Origin of the sequence: Flavobacterium sp. (genome assembly GCF_039595935.1) — a bacterium.
Lineage (GTDB): Bacteria > Bacteroidota > Bacteroidia > Flavobacteriales > Flavobacteriaceae > Flavobacterium.
The window spans coordinates 2,430,245-2,447,280 of sequence record NZ_JBCNKR010000006.1 but is presented as its reverse complement, the minus strand read 5'-3'; the positions used below and the strand labels follow the sequence as shown (position 1 = coordinate 2,447,280).

General features: G+C 33.0%; 16 protein-coding genes. 10 read left to right on the top strand and 6 right to left on the bottom strand.

Translation table 11 applies throughout. The annotated features are described in order from the left end of the window. The first annotated feature begins 148 nt into the window (after positions 1–148). Positions 149–352, top strand: a complete 204-nt coding sequence (locus tag ABDW27_RS20335; protein WP_073413935.1) for a hypothetical protein — start codon at positions 149–151, stop codon at positions 350–352. 51 nt (positions 353–403) lie between these two features. Here ABDW27_RS20335 and ABDW27_RS20330 read toward each other — a convergent pair whose 3' ends face one another. From ABDW27_RS20330 to ABDW27_RS20315, 4 genes are all read right to left on the bottom strand, one after another. After that, positions 404–1,273 carry a LamG domain-containing protein gene (locus tag ABDW27_RS20330; RefSeq protein WP_343697564.1) on the bottom strand — a complete coding sequence of 290 codons (870 nt, stop codon included), beginning with the start codon at positions 1,271–1,273 and terminating at the stop codon, positions 404–406. 343 nt (positions 1,274–1,616) lie between these two features. Next, complete coding sequence (locus ABDW27_RS20325) at positions 1,617–2,531, bottom strand: LamG domain-containing protein (RefSeq protein ID WP_343697563.1); 915 nt, start codon at positions 2,529–2,531, stop codon at positions 1,617–1,619. 333 nt (positions 2,532–2,864) lie between these two features. Beyond that, positions 2,865–3,905, bottom strand: a complete 1,041-nt coding sequence (locus ABDW27_RS20320) for a cysteine synthase family protein (RefSeq protein ID WP_343697562.1) — start codon at positions 3,903–3,905, stop codon at positions 2,865–2,867. Between the two features lie 70 nt (positions 3,906–3,975). Then, entirely contained in the window at positions 3,976–6,111 is a 2,136-nt protein-coding gene (locus ABDW27_RS20315) for a S9 family peptidase (protein WP_343697561.1), read from the bottom strand. 69 nt (positions 6,112–6,180) lie between these two features. Between ABDW27_RS20315 and ABDW27_RS20310 the strand changes: the two genes are divergently transcribed. After that, positions 6,181–6,501, top strand: a complete 321-nt coding sequence (locus tag ABDW27_RS20310) for a YbaB/EbfC family nucleoid-associated protein (protein ID WP_343697560.1) — start codon at positions 6,181–6,183, stop codon at positions 6,499–6,501. 160 nt (positions 6,502–6,661) lie between these two features. Here ABDW27_RS20310 and ABDW27_RS20305 read toward each other — a convergent pair whose 3' ends face one another. Continuing rightward, on the bottom strand, positions 6,662–7,681 hold the full coding sequence (locus ABDW27_RS20305) for a GntG family PLP-dependent aldolase (protein ID WP_343697559.1): 1,020 nt from the start codon (positions 7,679–7,681) through the stop codon (positions 6,662–6,664). Between the two features lie 340 nt (positions 7,682–8,021). On the opposite strand from ABDW27_RS20305, the gene prfB reads away from it, so the two are divergent. The 8 genes from prfB (at position 8,022) to hemN (ending at position 16,061) form a co-directional block, all read left to right on the top strand. Then, a protein-coding gene (prfB, locus tag ABDW27_RS20300) for a peptide chain release factor 2 (protein WP_343697558.1) occupies positions 8,022–9,120 on the top strand; the annotation gives its coding sequence in 2 pieces (ribosomal slippage) (positions 8,022–8,084 and positions 8,086–9,120; 1,098 coding nt in all). Positions 9,121–9,226: 106 nt separating this feature from the next. Further along, a complete protein-coding gene (msrB, locus tag ABDW27_RS20295) occupies positions 9,227–9,673 on the top strand; it encodes a peptide-methionine (R)-S-oxide reductase MsrB (RefSeq protein ID WP_343697557.1) in 447 nt (148 codons plus the stop codon). A gap of 322 nt (positions 9,674–9,995) precedes the next feature. Then, complete coding sequence (gene lpxD / locus ABDW27_RS20290) at positions 9,996–10,994, top strand: UDP-3-O-(3-hydroxymyristoyl)glucosamine N-acyltransferase (protein ID WP_343697556.1); 999 nt, start codon at positions 9,996–9,998, stop codon at positions 10,992–10,994. Positions 10,995–11,350: 356 nt separating this feature from the next. Continuing rightward, a complete protein-coding gene (locus ABDW27_RS20285; RefSeq protein ID WP_343697555.1) occupies positions 11,351–12,979 on the top strand; it encodes a carboxyl transferase domain-containing protein in 1,629 nt (542 codons plus the stop codon). Between the two features lie 123 nt (positions 12,980–13,102). Beyond that, a complete protein-coding gene (locus tag ABDW27_RS20280; RefSeq protein WP_343697554.1) occupies positions 13,103–13,525 on the top strand; it encodes a DoxX family protein in 423 nt (140 codons plus the stop codon). A 123-nt stretch (positions 13,526–13,648) separates the two neighbouring features. Next, positions 13,649–13,996 (top strand): hypothetical protein, encoded by a 348-nt coding sequence (locus ABDW27_RS20275; RefSeq protein WP_343697553.1) that lies wholly within the window; start codon positions 13,649–13,651, stop codon positions 13,994–13,996. A gap of 105 nt (positions 13,997–14,101) precedes the next feature. Then, positions 14,102–14,572, top strand: coding sequence for a hypothetical protein (locus tag ABDW27_RS20270; RefSeq protein ID WP_343697552.1), 471 nt, complete (start codon positions 14,102–14,104; stop codon positions 14,570–14,572). A 124-nt stretch (positions 14,573–14,696) separates the two neighbouring features. Then, positions 14,697–16,061, top strand: coding sequence for an oxygen-independent coproporphyrinogen III oxidase (gene hemN, locus ABDW27_RS20265; protein WP_343697551.1), 1,365 nt, complete (start codon positions 14,697–14,699; stop codon positions 16,059–16,061). On the opposite strand, the gene ABDW27_RS20260 is transcribed toward hemN, so the two are convergent. Continuing rightward, on the bottom strand, positions 16,058–16,759 hold the full coding sequence (locus tag ABDW27_RS20260) for a sulfite exporter TauE/SafE family protein (protein ID WP_343697550.1): 702 nt from the start codon (positions 16,757–16,759) through the stop codon (positions 16,058–16,060). The two genes, hemN and ABDW27_RS20260, sit on opposite strands and share 4 nt — an antisense overlap. Between the last annotated feature and the right edge of the window lie 277 nt (positions 16,760–17,036).

Genomic DNA, 17,036 nt, shown 5'->3' with positions numbered 1-17,036 from the left:
ATTCCTGATAAAATTTTTAAGCCTTGGATTTATTTCCAGGGCTTTTTTATTTTGAAAAAGTCTATTTTAAAAGAAAGGCAAAAATTTTATAAAGTAAAATAAACCTTTATATTTGCTGATATAACAAAATTGCCCCAAAATAAAAAACATGCAAACATCAAAATTTACAAGAATTGCAGTAATAGTATTGGTACTATTATTTCTGGTCTTAAGCGTAATCAGCTGTAGTACACATACGCACACACATACTCATACAACTTCAGGTAAAAAAATACCGCCTGGACAAGCTAAAAAAATGAATGGAGATAAAAGTGCAAAAGCTTATGCTCCGGGACAGCAAAAAAAGAGATAATAAAAAGCCTTCTGAAATTCAGAAGGCTTTTTCATTACGTTTTATCCTAAACTAGTTCGATACTTTTATTAAATAAGTTCCTTCCGGAAGTTCACCAATATTAGTGGCATTAACTCCCATGATTTTTTTGCCCTGAGAGAAAACTTCAACATTTTTAACCACTTTATTTGGTTCATTTGGCGAACCGGCAGTTTTACCTGCTGCAGCTGCCGGTGTAGTTTTTTTAGCAGCACCAGGAGCCGGAGCTGAAGCCGAAGTTCCTGCAGGTTTTGAACTATTATATGCCTCCATAACCTGTTCGTCTGTCATAGCTACCGTATACAATTTCAAATCATCAATATCTGCATTGATACTTGTAACTGTGTTTAATTTTCCAATATTCAGAATATATCCTTTCGTTGCACGCTGTATGCCATCAACGGTTTTCAATAACTCACCGTTACGATAAATTTTTGAAACATTTCCATCATAGGTTATGCTATACATATACCAAACTTCTTTCGCAAGCGGCACAGAAGCTAAAACATCATTTCCCGGTCCCCATCCTGAAAGATTTACTTCAGAATTTCCTCCTGCTGATGCCTGCTGTGTTAATCCAAAATACTGAGCATTAGCTGCAGTTCCATAGCCTACAATATGGTTTACTGCATTTATGGCATTAAATTTAACCCATACAGATATTGTTCTTGGTTTATTCGCCTGTGGAAGATCGCCTACTACAACCTGAAAGGCTTTATTGGTCAGTCGCAAAGCACCTCTGGCTGCTCCCGTTCTGTCATTAGCATAAACAGGCGCTCCTAAAAAAGAAAGGGTGTTATCAGCGCTATTCAAATTTCCATTGAAATTAAATTCCTGAACAGGATTTTGTGAATTAGCATTTAAAAAACTTACAAACATTAAAGTGAGTAATATTTTTTTCATATATCGATTTTTTTTACAGTCTATATTTGAATTTTGTAATCAAAGATTGTTAGACATTGAACTTAAAGCTTAAGCATTTTTTGATTACAAAATTTTAATTGTTTTTTTACAAATTTTGTTAAAACTATAATTTTAATTCAGCATTACCAAATGATTCTTACATGTAAATACATAATTCTCACAAAAATAATAAGTTCTATCTTTCTTCTAGGATTTTGCTTAAATACTTAAGAAAGCGAAGTCGGTTTAAATGCAAATAAAAAAGCCTTTTTAAAATTAAAAGGCTTTTTAGTGCTACTAAACAATATAAAAAACTAACTATTAAAAAATGAATCAAATGGCTTTATTTCGAAGTTATTTTTTTTGAAGGTGCATTGGAAATCTTTAATAAATAAGTTCCGTCAGGAAGGTCATCAATTGTCATTGAATTATCGCCTACTATTTTTTGTCCTTGCGAATACACTTCAATTTTTTGTGATCCGGCATTTATGTCCTTATTGGCAATTATGTTATTTGATGTTGTGGCTTTTGCCGAAGTTTTAGTTTTTACAGCTGTTGTTGCTTTAGTAGTCTTAACAGCATCTGCAACAGCAATAATTATAGGCTTAGAGTCATCATAATAAGCTGCAACCTGTTCGTCAGTTAAAGCTACATTATAGATTTTTAAATCATCGATATCAGCGTTTATACCCACAGTTGTGTTTATTTCGCCTAATCTAAAAACATTACCTTTTGTTGAGCGTTTAAGTCCGCTTATGTATTTTAGCAACTCACCGTTTCTATATATTTTAGAAACAGTTCCATCAAATGTTATGGTATATTGATACCAAACACCTTTTGATAAAGAAGCCGAAACAATAACATCATTTGCTGCGCCCCAGCCAGCCAGACTTAAATCTGAGGTTGATGAAGAAGCCGCCTGCTGCAGTAAACCAAAATATTGAGCGTTGTAAGGTGAACCATAACCCAAAATATAATTTGGGGCTGCTATATTATTAAATTTAACCCAAATACTTATCGATCTTGCACTGTTTCCCTGCGGAAGATTGTCGATAATTGCTTCTAGTGATCTGTTGTTTAAGTTTTGAGCTTTCCCCGCAACTCCATACCTGTCGGCTACAAAATCATTTGTTCCTGTGAAAGAAGTTGTGTTAGATTCGTTGTTTAAAGTTCCATTGAAATTGAACTCCTGGATTGGATATTGAGCGATCGCATTCAAATAACTTACAAACATTACTGAGAGTAGAATTTTTTTCATAATAGCAGAGTTTAGGGTAAATAAAATGCCTCAATTTTGTATAGCTAAGCTATATCATTATGCATTTGGACGAAAATTTTTTCGTTAATCGACCTAAAAACTCGTTAAAATAACCAAAATTGATAATTTTAAACGTCAAATTGATTTTAATTATACTTTTAAAAAAGTTCTTAATTTTATAAATTAATCTCAACTAAAACCCTTAATCATTAAATTAATCATACTCAAAAACTATATCAAAATAAAGTGTATTTTTACAATCTTTAAAATTTAATCATAAAAAAAACTCCATTCTGATCAGAATGGAGTTTTAGTTTTTAAAGTATATTTCTTTTATTTTACGAATTCAATTTTTTGAGTTTCTTCTTCATTAACACTATCAAAGAATCCTTGTTCATTCATCCATTCGTCGCTAAACACTTTGCTCATGTAACGCGAACCGTGATCTGGAAAAATTGCAATTATATTACTGTCTTTTGTAAACTCGCCTTCTTCTGCATATTGCTTAATTGCCTGCATTACTGCTCCTGAAGTATATCCTACAAACAAGCCTTCTTTACGGGTAATTTCTCTTGCTGAATGAGCACTTTCTTCATCGGTCACTTTCATGAATTTGTCGATGATGTCAAAATCTGTTGCAGAAGGAATTAAGTTTTTCCCTAAACCTTCAATGCGGTACGGATAAATTTCTTTATTATCAAATTCTCTTGTTTCGTGGTATTTTTTCAATACTGATCCAAAAGCATCTACACCTAAAATTCTAATATTTGGATTTTTTTCTTTTAAGAATTTAGCAGTTCCTGAAATAGTTCCTCCGGTTCCGCTGCAAGCTATAAGGTGTGTGATTTTTCCTTTTGTTTGTTCCCAGATTTCGGGACCTGTAGTGTTGTAGTGTGCATCAATATTTAACTGATTAAAATATTGATTGATATAAACTGATCCTTTTGTTTCTTCGTGTAATCGTTTTGCTACGTTGTAATATGACCTTTCATCATCTGCAGAAACGTGAGCCGGGCAAACATAAACTTTTGCTCCTAAGCTTCTCAACATGTCAATTTTATCTTTCGATGATTTTGAACTTACGGCCAAAATACAATTGTAACCTTTTATAATACTTACCATTGCAAGACTAAAACCTGTATTACCTGATGTAGTCTCTATTATGGTATCACCGGGAGAAAGTATTCCTTTTCTTTCGGCTTCTTCAATAATATATAACGCTATTCTATCTTTTGAAGAATGACCTGGATTAAAAGCTTCTACCTTTGCGTAGAAATTTCCTTCTAACTCTTCGGTGATTTTATTTAGTTTAATAAGCGGGGTATTACCTATTAACTCTAAAACATTATTATAAGCGTTTATTTCTTCTTTCATAAAAAAATAGTTAATCAAAGATGCTTTTTAAACATCTCGACAGGTTGCAAATTTAACAAAATTTTTCTAATTAGCTTTTAATTTTTTCTAAATCTAATAAAAAACTAAATTCTTTTGCTAAGTCTTTTAAAGCCTCAAATCGTCCTGAAGCCCCGCCATGTCCGGCATCCATATTAGTATCTAAAAACAATTGATTATTATTTGTTTTTAAATCTCTTAATTTTGCCACCCATTTTGCCGGCTCCCAATATTGTACCTGAGAATCATGCAGTCCTGTAGATACATACATATTAGGATATTTTTGAGCTTTTACGTTATCGTAAGGTGAATACGACAACATATAATCATAATATTCTTTTTTGTTTGGGTTTCCCCATTCGTCATACTCTCCTGTTGTAAGCGGAATACTGTCGTCCAGCATTGTTGTAATAACATCTACAAAAGGCACCTGTGCTATAACTCCATTGTAAAGCTCCGGGGTTTCATTTACAATAACTCCCATCAAAAGTCCTCCTGCAGATCCACCTTCAGCATATAGATGTTCTGGCGAAGTATATTTCTCGTTTATTACAAATTTAGAGCAATCGATGAAATCTGTAAAGGTATTTTTCTTTTTTAACAGTTTTCCGTCTTCATACCATTGTCTTCCCAGGTCTTCTCCTCCTCTAATATGCGCAATTGCATAAACAAAACCACGGTCTAAAAGAGAAAGTCGCGTTGAAGAGAAATAAGTATCCATTGTTATTCCGTATGAACCGTAAGCGTAAAGAAGCAGCGGATTTTTACCATTTTTCTGCAGTCCTTTTCTATAAATCATCGAAATTGGCACTTTTACACCATCTCTTGCCGTTGCCCAAACACGTTCTTCAACGTAATTTTCCTTATCAAATTTTCCTCCTAAAACCTGTTGTTCTTTTAAGATTTCTTTGGTTTTAGTTTTCATATTAAAATCAATTACAGATGATGGTGTTGCCAGCGATTGATAGCTGTAACGCAAAATATCTGTATCAAAATCAATATTTGTTGTTGTATAAGCATTGTAGGTTTCACTTCCAAACGGCAGGTAATAATCCGGTTCACCATTCCAAGGTATAATTCGGATATGATTTAAGCCGTTTGAGCGTTCTTCTACAACTAAATAATTTTTAAAAATCTCAATATCTTCCAGTAAAACATCTTCTCTGTGCGGAATAACGTCAACCCAGTTTTTCTTACCTGTTTTATTTTCTGGGGTTTTCATTAATTTGAAATTCGTTGCCTTATCTTTATTAGTTAAGATATAAAACGAATCTTCATAATGCGAAATACTGTATTCTAAACCACGAACACGTTTTTGAAAAACTTCAAATTCTCCATCTGGATTATCTGAGTTCAAAATTCTGTATTCAGTTGTTAAAGTACTTGAAGAACTTATTACAATATATTTTTTAGATTTTTCTTTGCTTACAGAAACATTAAAAGTATCATCGGTTTCATCATACACTAAAACATCTTTTTTAGAATCTGTGTTTAGTTTATGCCTGAAAATTTTATCAGATCTTAGTGTTACTTCGTCTTGTTTGGTGTAAAAAATAGTTTTATTGTCGTTTGCCCAAACTGATCCGCCTGTTGCATTTTCGATTTTATCAGAAAGAATTTCTCCTGTTTCTAAGTTTTTGATCTGAATTGTATAGATTCTTCTTCCTACAATATCAACACCAAAAGAAGCAAATTTATTATCCGGACTAATACTTAAACCGCCTAATTTAAAGTAAGCGTGTCCTTTTGCCATTTCGTTGCAATTGAAAAGAATTTCTTCGTCTGCAGAAAGGCTTCCCTTTTTTCTTGAGAAAATAGGATAATCCTGACCTGTTTCAAAACGCGTAATATAATAATACCCGTTGTAGAAATAAGGAACTGATGAATCATCTTCTTTGATTCTTCCTTTCATTTCTTCATATAAAGATTCCTGAAAATCTTTAGTATGAGCGGTCATTTTTTGATAATATTCGTTTTCCTTATTAAGATAATCGATAACTTCAGGATTTTCCCTGTCGTTTAACCAAAAATAATTATCTATTCGGGTTTCTTTGTGTTTTTTTAGCGTTTTTGGAATTTCTTTGGCCTTTGGAGCTTCTATGTTGTTTTGCATTGATTGAGCAGTTATTTTTAAATACGAAGGAGCAAAAGTAGTACAAACGCAACAGAACAGAATTAATTTTTTCATAAAATATTCTATTGAATTAATACAGCAATATACTAATTTTGTCTGAAATAATTAAAAAATCAATAAAAAATGGATTTAATGGGAATGATGGGTAAACTTAAAGAAACCCAGCAAAAAATTGAAGATACAAAGAAACGCTTAGATACTGTTTTAATTGACGAACAAAGCGCTGACGGATTACTAAAAGTTACAATCACTGCTAATAGAAAAATTAAATCAATTTCTGTAGATGATTCTCTTTTAGAAGATAAAGAACAACTTGAAGATTATTTAATTGTAACGCTAAATAAAGCTATCGAAAAAGCTACAAGCGTAAACGAAAGAGAACTTGATGCCGTAGCCAGAATGGATATGCCGTCTATTCCCGGAATGGATAATTTGTTTAAATAATTTCTTAGATACTAAGGTTCTAAGCTGCTAAGATTTTGAGGCTTTTGCTTTGCTTAATATAAAAAGACGCACAATTGTGCGTCTTTTTAGTTTTTTCTTTTTAAAGTTTCCAAATATAAAAACTTAGAATCTTAGCAGCTTAGAACCTCAGTATCTTAGATTAAATCTTCGAAAACATCTCCAAAACATACGTATGCATTACTTCTTTGTAATCTAAATGCGTTACGATTCGGAGTTTATTATGTCCAAGGGAGCTTATTAAAATATTTTTTTGTTTTAGTTTTTCAATCAAAAGCTGGTCGCTGTAACCTTCTGCCAATGAAAAAATCAGAATATTAGTTTCTACCGGTTCTACTGAAGAAATCCATGATTTTGTACTTAAAATAGCACCAATTTCTTTAGCTCTGCGATGATCTTCTGCTAGACGTTCTATATTGTTGGCTAGTGCATATAATCCGGCAGCTGCCAAATAACCTACCTGACGCATTCCTCCGCCTAATATCTTCCTGATTCTCAACGCTCTGTAAATATCAGCTTTACTTCCAAGCAGTACAGAACCTATTGGAGCGCCTAATCCTTTTGATAAACAAACTGAAATAGTATCGAAAATAGCACCAAATTCCTTTGGGTTTTGTCTTTTTGCTACTAATGCATTCCAAATTCTGGCTCCATCTAAATGGAATTTCAAATTATTAGCATCGCAGACTTTTTTTATATCTTTTAAATCTTCAAGTTCATAACACGCACCTCCACCTTTATTGGTTGTATTTTCAACACAAACTAAACTTGTGAGTGGACTGTGGTAAAATTCAGGATCATTTATTGCTGCTGCAACCTGAGCTGCATTAATCATTCCGCGGTGACCATCCAATAAACAGCAGGAAACACCGCTGTTGAAAGAAACTCCTCCTCCTTCATAATGAAAAACGTGAGCATATTTATCAGCAATTAATTGTTCTCCGGGCTGCGTATGAAGTTTTATTGCCGTTTGATTTGCCATAGTTCCAGACGGAAAAAAAAGTCCAGCTTCCATACCAAAAAATTCTGCTACTCTTGTCTCTAATTCGATAACTGTAGGATCTTGTTTGTATACATCGTCGCCAACCTGAGCGTTAAACATATACTGCAGCATCTCATACGATGGTTTGGTAATGGTATCGCTAATTAAATTTATTTCCATATAAAACTATATCTATTTCGAACAGCAAAATTACATATTACTGTTAGTTATTAATCTCTTGTTTTAATAAATTTTAACTTAGAGATTACATAGAACCAAATTAACGTAATATTTATAAAAATCATATAAAACTAGCATTAATAATTTAAAAATTGATTTTTGATTTTTTAGAATAACCGTATTAAAAAATAAAAAAACACATGCAGCACTTTTAGTCTGATAATTTATTAAGGTATTCTAAAAACTAAATCTTATTTTTGTACAACAAAATTATGCATTAGTTCTCAAGTTAAATTAATGCAATATCAACAAAAAACATCTAAAAACAAGTTATTAATTTATGACAACAGCCGAACAAGTAAAAGGTATTGTGGAGCGCCTTGGTGCGTTGAGGAGGTATCTTTGACGTTGATGCCAAGCTAATCGAAATTGCAAACGAAGAAGAAAAAACTTTTGCGCCTGATTTTTGGAACAATCCAAAAGAGGCTGAAAACATTGTAAAAAATCTTCGAAACAAGAAAAAATGGATTGAAGATTATGATAAAGCTGCCACTCTTACTGAAGAATTACAGCTTGCTTATGATTTTTATAAAGAAGGTGAACTTTCTGTAGAAGAGCTGGATGAGCAATACGATACAACTCAGACTCATATAGAAAACATCGAATTTAAAAACATGCTTTCTGATGAAGCCGACAGCTTAAGTGCTGTGGTTCAAATTACTGCCGGAGCCGGCGGAACTGAAAGCTGTGACTGGGCCGGAATGCTGATGCGTATGTACATGATGTGGGGCGAAAGTTACGGTTACAAAATCAAAGAACTGAACTTTCAGGAAGGTGATGTTGCCGGAATTAAAACGGTTACCCTTGAATTTGAAGGTGATTATTCTTTTGGTTATTTAAAAGGAGAAAACGGAGTTCACCGTTTGGTAAGAATTTCTCCTTTTGACAGTAATGCTAAACGTCATACTTCGTTTGTATCTGTATATGTATATCCGCTTGTTGACGACAGTATTGAAATTGACATTAATCCAGCAGATATTGAGATTACAACATCTCGTTCGAGTGGTGCCGGTGGACAAAACGTAAATAAGGTTGAAACTAAAGTACAATTGGTTCACAAGCCAACAGGAATCCAGATTCAGTGTTCAGAAACACGTTCGCAGCAAGATAACAGACAACGTGCCATGCAGATGCTTCGTTCTCAATTGTATGAAATTGAGTTAAAGAAACAACAAGCACAGCGTGCTGATATTGAAGCCGGAAAAATGAAAATCGAATGGGGTTCGCAAATTCGTAATTACGTAATGCAGCCTTATAAATTGGTTAAAGACGTTCGTACAGGTTATGAAACCAGCGATGTCGACGGGGTTATGAACGGAAATATTGATCCTTTCCTGAAAGCCTATCTAATGATGATGGGACAAAAGGAGGAAGAATAGTTTGCAGTCGCAATATACAGTGTTCAGTTTTTTTAGTATCCTGGTCTCAGTATACAGTCACAGTAAACTTGAAACCTGAAACTTAAACCTTTAAAACTAAAAAATTATGATAAAATGGGCAGATGTAATTCATTTTACAAATAAAGGAAATCCAACTCCTGAAAAAAGAGTTGAAAAAACGGAGGAAGAATGGAAACAAATTTTAACTCCGGAAGAATATCAGGTAACTCGTTTAAAAGGAACTGAAAGATCTTTCAGCTCTGAAATGTGCAGTTTATTTGAGCCCGGAATTTACGAATGTAAATGCTGCGGTACAATTCTTTTTGATGCAAGCGAAAAATTTGAATCAGGAACAGGCTGGCCGTCTTTCACACAGCCAATCAAAGAAAATGCAATTGGATATCATGCCGACAGATCGTACGGAATGGTTCGTGTCGAGGTAGTCTGCAATGTATGCGAGGCTCATTTAGGACACGTTTTTCCAGATGGTCCGGAACCAAGCGGTTTGCGATATTGCATTAATGCAGTTTCTTTATCAAAAATTAAAGAATAAATATTAAGCGATTCCTTTTAAAAGTGAATCGCTTTTTTTTGCTATTTAATCAACTTAACAAAACAAATGTAAGTTACTGCTTACCAATAAAATAATTTATTTAACTACAAATAAATTTTAAGATTATTCGCCCAAAAATATAGCAGTCACAAATCTATTTATTAGAAAAACTTCAAAAATTTAATAGTTAAAATGTTAATTTTGTAATATTTAGACTTCTATTTTAAATATTTATTAAGAAAAACAAAAAAAATATTAGGTAATTAAAATCTAATTTATTTTATTTGGCAAAATTAATCCCCAAGTCGAATAAAATTTATCAATGAGATCCTATTCAATTCAAGAAATTAATGAAGTAATTAACGGTGTAATTTACGGCACTACTTCACAAAGCATTACCGCAACAGAGCAATTAGAAAAAGCTACAACTTCAGAAATTTCGTTTATAGGAAACAAAAAATACGAAAAATACTGGTCGGCATCAAATGCTTCAATTGCTATCGTAAATGAAGACATTTCAATTGAGCCTGGCGAAAATCGTGCTTTTATTAAAGTAAAAAATGCCGATTTGGCAATGTCGCAGATTCTTGCCCTTTTTGCCCCGCCTACTCCGGTATTTCACAACAATATCCACAAAACTGCAACTATTGACGAAACTGCCATAATTGGCCAGGATGCAAAAATTGGTGCTGGCTGTTATATTGGACCAAAGGTAGAAATTGGTGCCAATGCAATTATTTATCCAAATGTTACAATTCTTGATGAATGTACAATTGGAAAAAACACAATTATCTGGTCAGGAACTGTAGTACGCGAGCGTTGCCATATCGGGAGCGATTGTATCATTCACCCAAATGCTACAATTGGAGCTGATGGTTTTGGTTTCCGTCCTTGTACAGAAAAAGGTCTAGTAAAAATTCCGCAAATTGGTAATGTAATTATTGGTAACGGAGTCGAAATTGGAGCAAATACATGTGTTGACCGTGGAAAATTTAGTTCTACTATTTTAGGTGATGGCTGCAAAATTGACAACTTAGTACAAATTGGACACAATAGTAAACTTGGAAAGTTCTGTATCATGGCTGGAAACAGTGGTTTAGCAGGTTCTGTAACTTTAGGAAACGGGGTAATTATTGGCGGAAGCGCTTCTATAAAAGATCATACCACAATTGGCGACGGCGCAGTTATTGGAGCCGGATCTGGTGTAACAGGAGATGTTCCCGCAGGAAAAACAATGTTAGGTTATCCAGCTGTGGAAGCTCGTGATGCATTAAAACAATGGGCAATGCTTAAACGTATGGTTTGCAGTTCTAAAAAATAATTCAATTTAGTTTATATATAAAAACCATCTGTTTCGGCAAATGTTTTTTTATAATGCTTCGCATTCAAAATCAATTATCTTCATTAAAAAAATCTCAAACATTTATTTTTAACACATAGAATAGATTTAAAAAACTTAAAAAGGCGTTTCAATTATTTAAAACAAATATAGTTTTAGTTATGTATTAGAAACCAGTTTATTTTACACCTTTCTTTTGTTTATAATATATTTCTATGTAACTATATGTTTAAATAAAAAATCAGTATATACATTTTTCTTAATTCATAATCAAATTCATTTATTTCAATTGATTTTGTAAATTAGCCAACACTATTTTGTAAAATCAATATTATATCATGGATTTAAACTTCAATAAAAACGAAGATCATAATAAATTACTTCTTTCAGAATTAAAACAAAAGTTTGCAAAAGTTAAATTAGGCGGCGGCGAAAAACGTATCGAAAAACTTCATGCCGAAGGAAAAATGACAGCCCGTGAGCGTATCGCTTATTTATTAGATGAAAATTCAGAAAATATTGAAATCGGCGGTTTTGCCGGAGAAGGAATGTATACAGAACATGGCGGCTGTCCTTCCGGCGGAGTGGTTGTGAAAATAGGATATATAAAAGGAAAACAATGTATTGTTGTGGCCAATGATGCTACTGTAAAAGCTGGCGCATGGTTTCCTATTACAGGTAAAAAAAATCTACGAGCGCAGGAAATAGCTATCGAAAACAGACTGCCAATTATTTATTTGGTTGACAGTGCCGGAGTTTATCTGCCTATGCAGGATGAAATTTTTCCAGATAAAGAACATTTCGGCCGAATCTTTAGAAATAATGCTCAAATGAGCAGTATGGGAATCACTCAAATTGCTGCCGTTATGGGCAGTTGTGTGGCGGGTGGTGCTTATTTACCCATTATGAGCGACGAAGCCTTGATTGTAGACAAAACGGGAAGTATTTTTCTTGCCGGAAGTTATTTAGTTAAAGCTGCCATTGGCGAAACAATAGACAATGAAACTCTTGGTGGTGCTACAACGCATTGTGAAATTTCAGGCGTGACTGATTATAAAGCCAAAGATGACAAAGATGCTTTAGATAAAATTAAAAATATTGTAGATAAAATTGGTGATTTTGATAAAGCGGGCTACAGCAGAATTAAAGCTCAAAAACCTGATTTAGAACCTAAAGATATTTACGGAATTCTTCCAAAAGCCAGAACTGAGCAATATGACATGATGGAAATTATCAAACGTTTGGTTGATAATTCAGAGTTTGAAGCTTACAAAGACGGTTATGGTCAATCTCTTATTACAGGTTATGCCAGAATAGACGGCTGGGCGGTTGGTATTGTAGCCAATCAGCGTAAAGTAGTAAAAACTAAAAAAGGAGAAATGCAGTTTGGCGGTGTTATTTATTCTGACAGCGCTGACAAAGCCACACGTTTTATTGCCAATTGCAATCAAAAGAAAATTCCATTGGTATTTTTACAAGATGTTACCGGTTTCATGGTAGGTTCAAAATCTGAGCATGGTGGTATTATTAAAGATGGTGCCAAAATGGTAAATGCGGTAAGTAACTCTGTAGTACCAAAATTTACTGTAATCGTAGGAAATTCTTATGGTGCAGGAAATTATGCAATGTGCGGAAAAGCCTATGACCCAAGATTAATTTTTGCATGGCCAAGTGCTGAATTGGCGGTTATGGGCGGTACACAGGCGGCAAAAGTTTTAGCTCAAATTGAAGCTTCTTCGCTTAAAGCGAAAGGAGAAATTATCGATGAAGCCAAAGAAACTGAACTTTTTACTAAAATAAAAGCGCGTTATGATGAGCAGACTTCACCTTATTATGCGGCTTCGAGATTATGGACAGATGCTATTATAGATCCGCTTGATACCCGAAAATGGATTTCTATGGGAATCGAAGCTGCAAACCACGCTCCTATTCAAAAACCATTTAATTTAGGCTTAATTCAGGTTTAAGTATTCTAAAAAGTTGTAAATCGTGTTAAATAAATAGTAAAAAACTTATTTTCAGATACTTAAATTAAATATATCATTAAAAATTAGTAACTTTATGTGAATAATTTTTAATCACATAGTATCATGGAAAATATTAAAAGCTTAAATAAGTGGGCAAATGCTCATACTTATTTACCAGTAGATTTAGTACGTATTATATTGGGTGTTTTTTTATTTATGAAAGGAGTTTCGTTTGTAACTAATGTTCAGTATCTGCATGATTTAATATCTCCTATCGATCAGTTTGGCGGCGGAATGTTTCTTTTGCATTACATTGCTCCTGCTCACATGATTGGAGGTATAATGATTGTTTTTGGGCTACTTACCCGCTGGGCAATTGCAGCTCAATTACCAGTACTATTTGGTGCTGTCCTGGTTAATTTTATGGGACGAATGCATTCTGAAAGTTTAATTCTGGCAATAGTAGTACTTTTACTTTGCATCTTCTTTCTTTTCTATGGAGGCGGAAAACACTCCGCTGATTACTATTTTAAAATGCAGCAATAACAATAAAATCATTTTATCCTCAAGTAATTTATTTTGCTTGAGGATAAATAATAAAACCATTTTTAAGAAGTAATTAGCACTTAAAATTTCGTTTATTGTGTTTTATGAACTAAATTCGCTGCCATGAATTGGATTCGTAAAATCATACTTTTTATATCATTTTTGATGATAGGATTTTTTGCTTCTCAGGCAGAGGCGCTTCCTGTGCAAAAAATCGAAAATGAAAAAACCGATTCCAATTTCTCAAGAGAGATTACAGATTCATCAGCCTTTATTCAACCGCAGGGAAGTTATCAATTTGCGGCAAACATAAAAACAGATCATCCCGTTTCAATAAAATGGTTTGATACAATATTATTAGCTGTTCCACAGCACAAAACTGTTAAATCTGCCTATAACTTTAGCAGTCAGTTTTCTACTCAGAGCAAAAAAATCTCATTACTGCTCTACGCCTTCCATTTTTTCTGGTAATTAAATTGAAATTTTAATTTGGAGAAAAACTCCAAACCCGTTAAGCCGTTTTCGATCTGAAAACAGTTTATTATTTCATATTATTTATCAAATTTTAAAGTAAAAATGGAAACAAGTGTAACCATAATTGGCCTTGTGATTGCTATAATCGTGGCCATTCCAATCTATTTTTCAGCACGATCGAGCGCTGCAAATAAGTCTAAGATTTTAAACATCAAAAAGAAATTCAACCCAAACAATCCGCATGAGTTTGATTTAACTGAATCTCAAAGCAATAAAACGCTTACAATAGATCATAAAAACAGAAAATTCATTTTGATGAATTTCAATCCAAAACAGCAAGAATCTACTTATGTTGATTTAAAAAGTGTTTCATCTTGTAAATTAATTTTAACTACAGAAGGCAGTTCTGACACGATTGTTAAGATTGATTTTGAATTTCAGGACAGAGAAACTTCTAAAAAAATTATAATTCCATTCTATGATTTTGATGACGACCGCATTAAACAAATCAGCGCTTATCAAGATCATATGTTTGCGAAAAAATGGCTTAAAATCATTCAGGATTCTATTTAATGTTAGTTATTTAATTCAGTAGAAAGAGGCTCTTTATGAGTCTCTTTTTTTGTCTATATATGATATTTGTCATTTTATGTCTGTGGTTCGTGTGGTAATTTTGATGAAAACTAAATCCGTCATTATGAAAATCTCTTTGACACAAAAGTATAATGTCCCAGGTCCAAGATATACAAGCTATCCAACTGTTCCTTATTGGAATGAAGATAATTTTACTGTAGAAAAATGGAAATTATCTTTTCAAAAAGCCTTTTCAGAAAGTAATTCGCAAAACGGAATCAGTTTATACATTCATTTACCTTTTTGTGAAAGCATGTGCACATTTTGCGGCTGCAACAAACGAATCACAAAAAATCATTCGGTAGAAGAAAAATACATTCAGGCACTTTTAAAAGAATGGAGCTTGTATTGTAAGCTTCTTCCCGAAAAACCTTCGATAAAAGAAATTCATTTAGGAGGCGGAACTCCAACTTTTTTTTCTTCAGATAATTTAGAACATCTTATTAATGGTATTTTCAGCTTTGCCAATAAAGCCGAAAATTATGAATTTAGTTTTGAAGGACATCCTAATAATACAACTTACGAACAGCTGAAAAAACTGTATGATTTAGGCTTTCGCCGAGTAAGTTTTGGCGTTCAGGATTATTCTGAAAAAGTTCAAAAAGCCATTAATAGAATTCAGCCGTTTCATAATGTTGCCAAAGTAACTTTTTGGGCCAAAGAAATTGGTTATAAATCTATTGGTCACGATATTATTTTCGGACTGCCTTTTCAAACTATTGAAGATGTAATTGATACTGTTGAGAAAACAAATTCTTTAAAACCAGACCGATTAGCTTTTTACAGCTACGCTCACGTGCCATGGATTAAAGGAAATGGACAGCGTGGTTTTAATGAAGAAAATCTCCCTAAGGATGCCGAAAAGAGGTTATTATATGAAACCGGAAAACAGCTGCTTTCTATAAATGGTTACCATGAAATTGGTATGGATCATTTTGCATTGCCTACAGATAGTTTATTTCATTCGGTAGAAAATAAAAATCTGCATCGAAATTTTATGGGCTACAGTGCTTCAAAAACACAGTTAATGATTGGTTTGGGAGTTTCATCAATTAGCGACAGCTGGTACGCTTTTGCCCAAAACACTAAAAATCTTGAAGATTATTATCAGTTATTAGAATGGGATCAGCTTCCTATTGTAAAAGGGCATATTTTAGATGATGAAGATTTAATCATTCGAAAACATATCCTCAATTTAACCTGCGAACTTGAAACTTCCTGGAACAAGAATTCTTTAATTTTTAAAGAACTGCCAGATGTTTTAATTTCTTTAAAGGAAATGGAAAACGATCAATTAATTGTAATTGAAGACAATAAAATTAAAATCACAGAAGCCGGAAGACCATTTGTACGCAATATTTGTATGGCTTTTGATTTACATTTAAAAAGAAAATCACCGGAAACGAACTTGTTTTCGATGACAGTTTAATGGCAGTTAGGAGTTCCTTGCACAAATAAACTCATGTTTGAGGGAGATAAGTAAGGAATTCCTAAACCTAAACCTCTTAAAATAAATAATACTCCAATTATCACAGCAACATAAGGAATTGCTTTTTGAATTTTATTTCGAAATGGCAGTTTTAATAACGAATGTATGTAAACAACAATTGTCATTAAAGGTATTGTTCCTAATCCATACAAGAGCATATACAGAACTCCAAAGCCGGCACTCTGCATGGCAATTGCTCCAAACAACGCCACATAAACCATTCCGCATGGTAAGAATCCATTCAATAAACCAATTGTAAATAGAGATTTATAACTCTTCTTTTTAAACTGCTTACCTAAATTAGATTTTATATTGGCTATAATTTTATAAACGGGTTTCGAAAAATTGTAGTTAGCAAATACTTTTTCAGGAATTAAAACAATCAAAATCATTGCAATACCTATAAAAATCGACATTTTTTGCTGTATTCCAGCCAAAAAAAATCCTCTTCCTAATAATCCGAAAATTAAACCTATTGTTGAATAAGCTGTTAATCTGCCTAAATGATAGGTAATAATTTGTGTTACTTTTTTAGCTTCATTTTGATGATCAACCGGAAGCATCATAGCAATTGGCCCGCACATTCCAACGCAATGCAGGCTGCTGATAAGTCCTAAAATGAAAGCTGAAAATAACATTTTTATATTTTTAATTTATCAAATTATTCATAGATATTGTATAGTCCCTACGAGACATTTTTATTTTGGGCATCCTAATTTTTCTACCAATATCTTGCTCCTAACGAAGCATAATATCATTATTATAATTTATATTTTCATCAACATTCGTTTCCACTGATATGTTGACCTTAACAGAGCATTTTTATTCTAATTGATAATTTAATTCGTTTATACCTAAGTTACATTAACAAAACATTTACCAATCACAAACATTAGCTAATATTGTTTAGCTTAT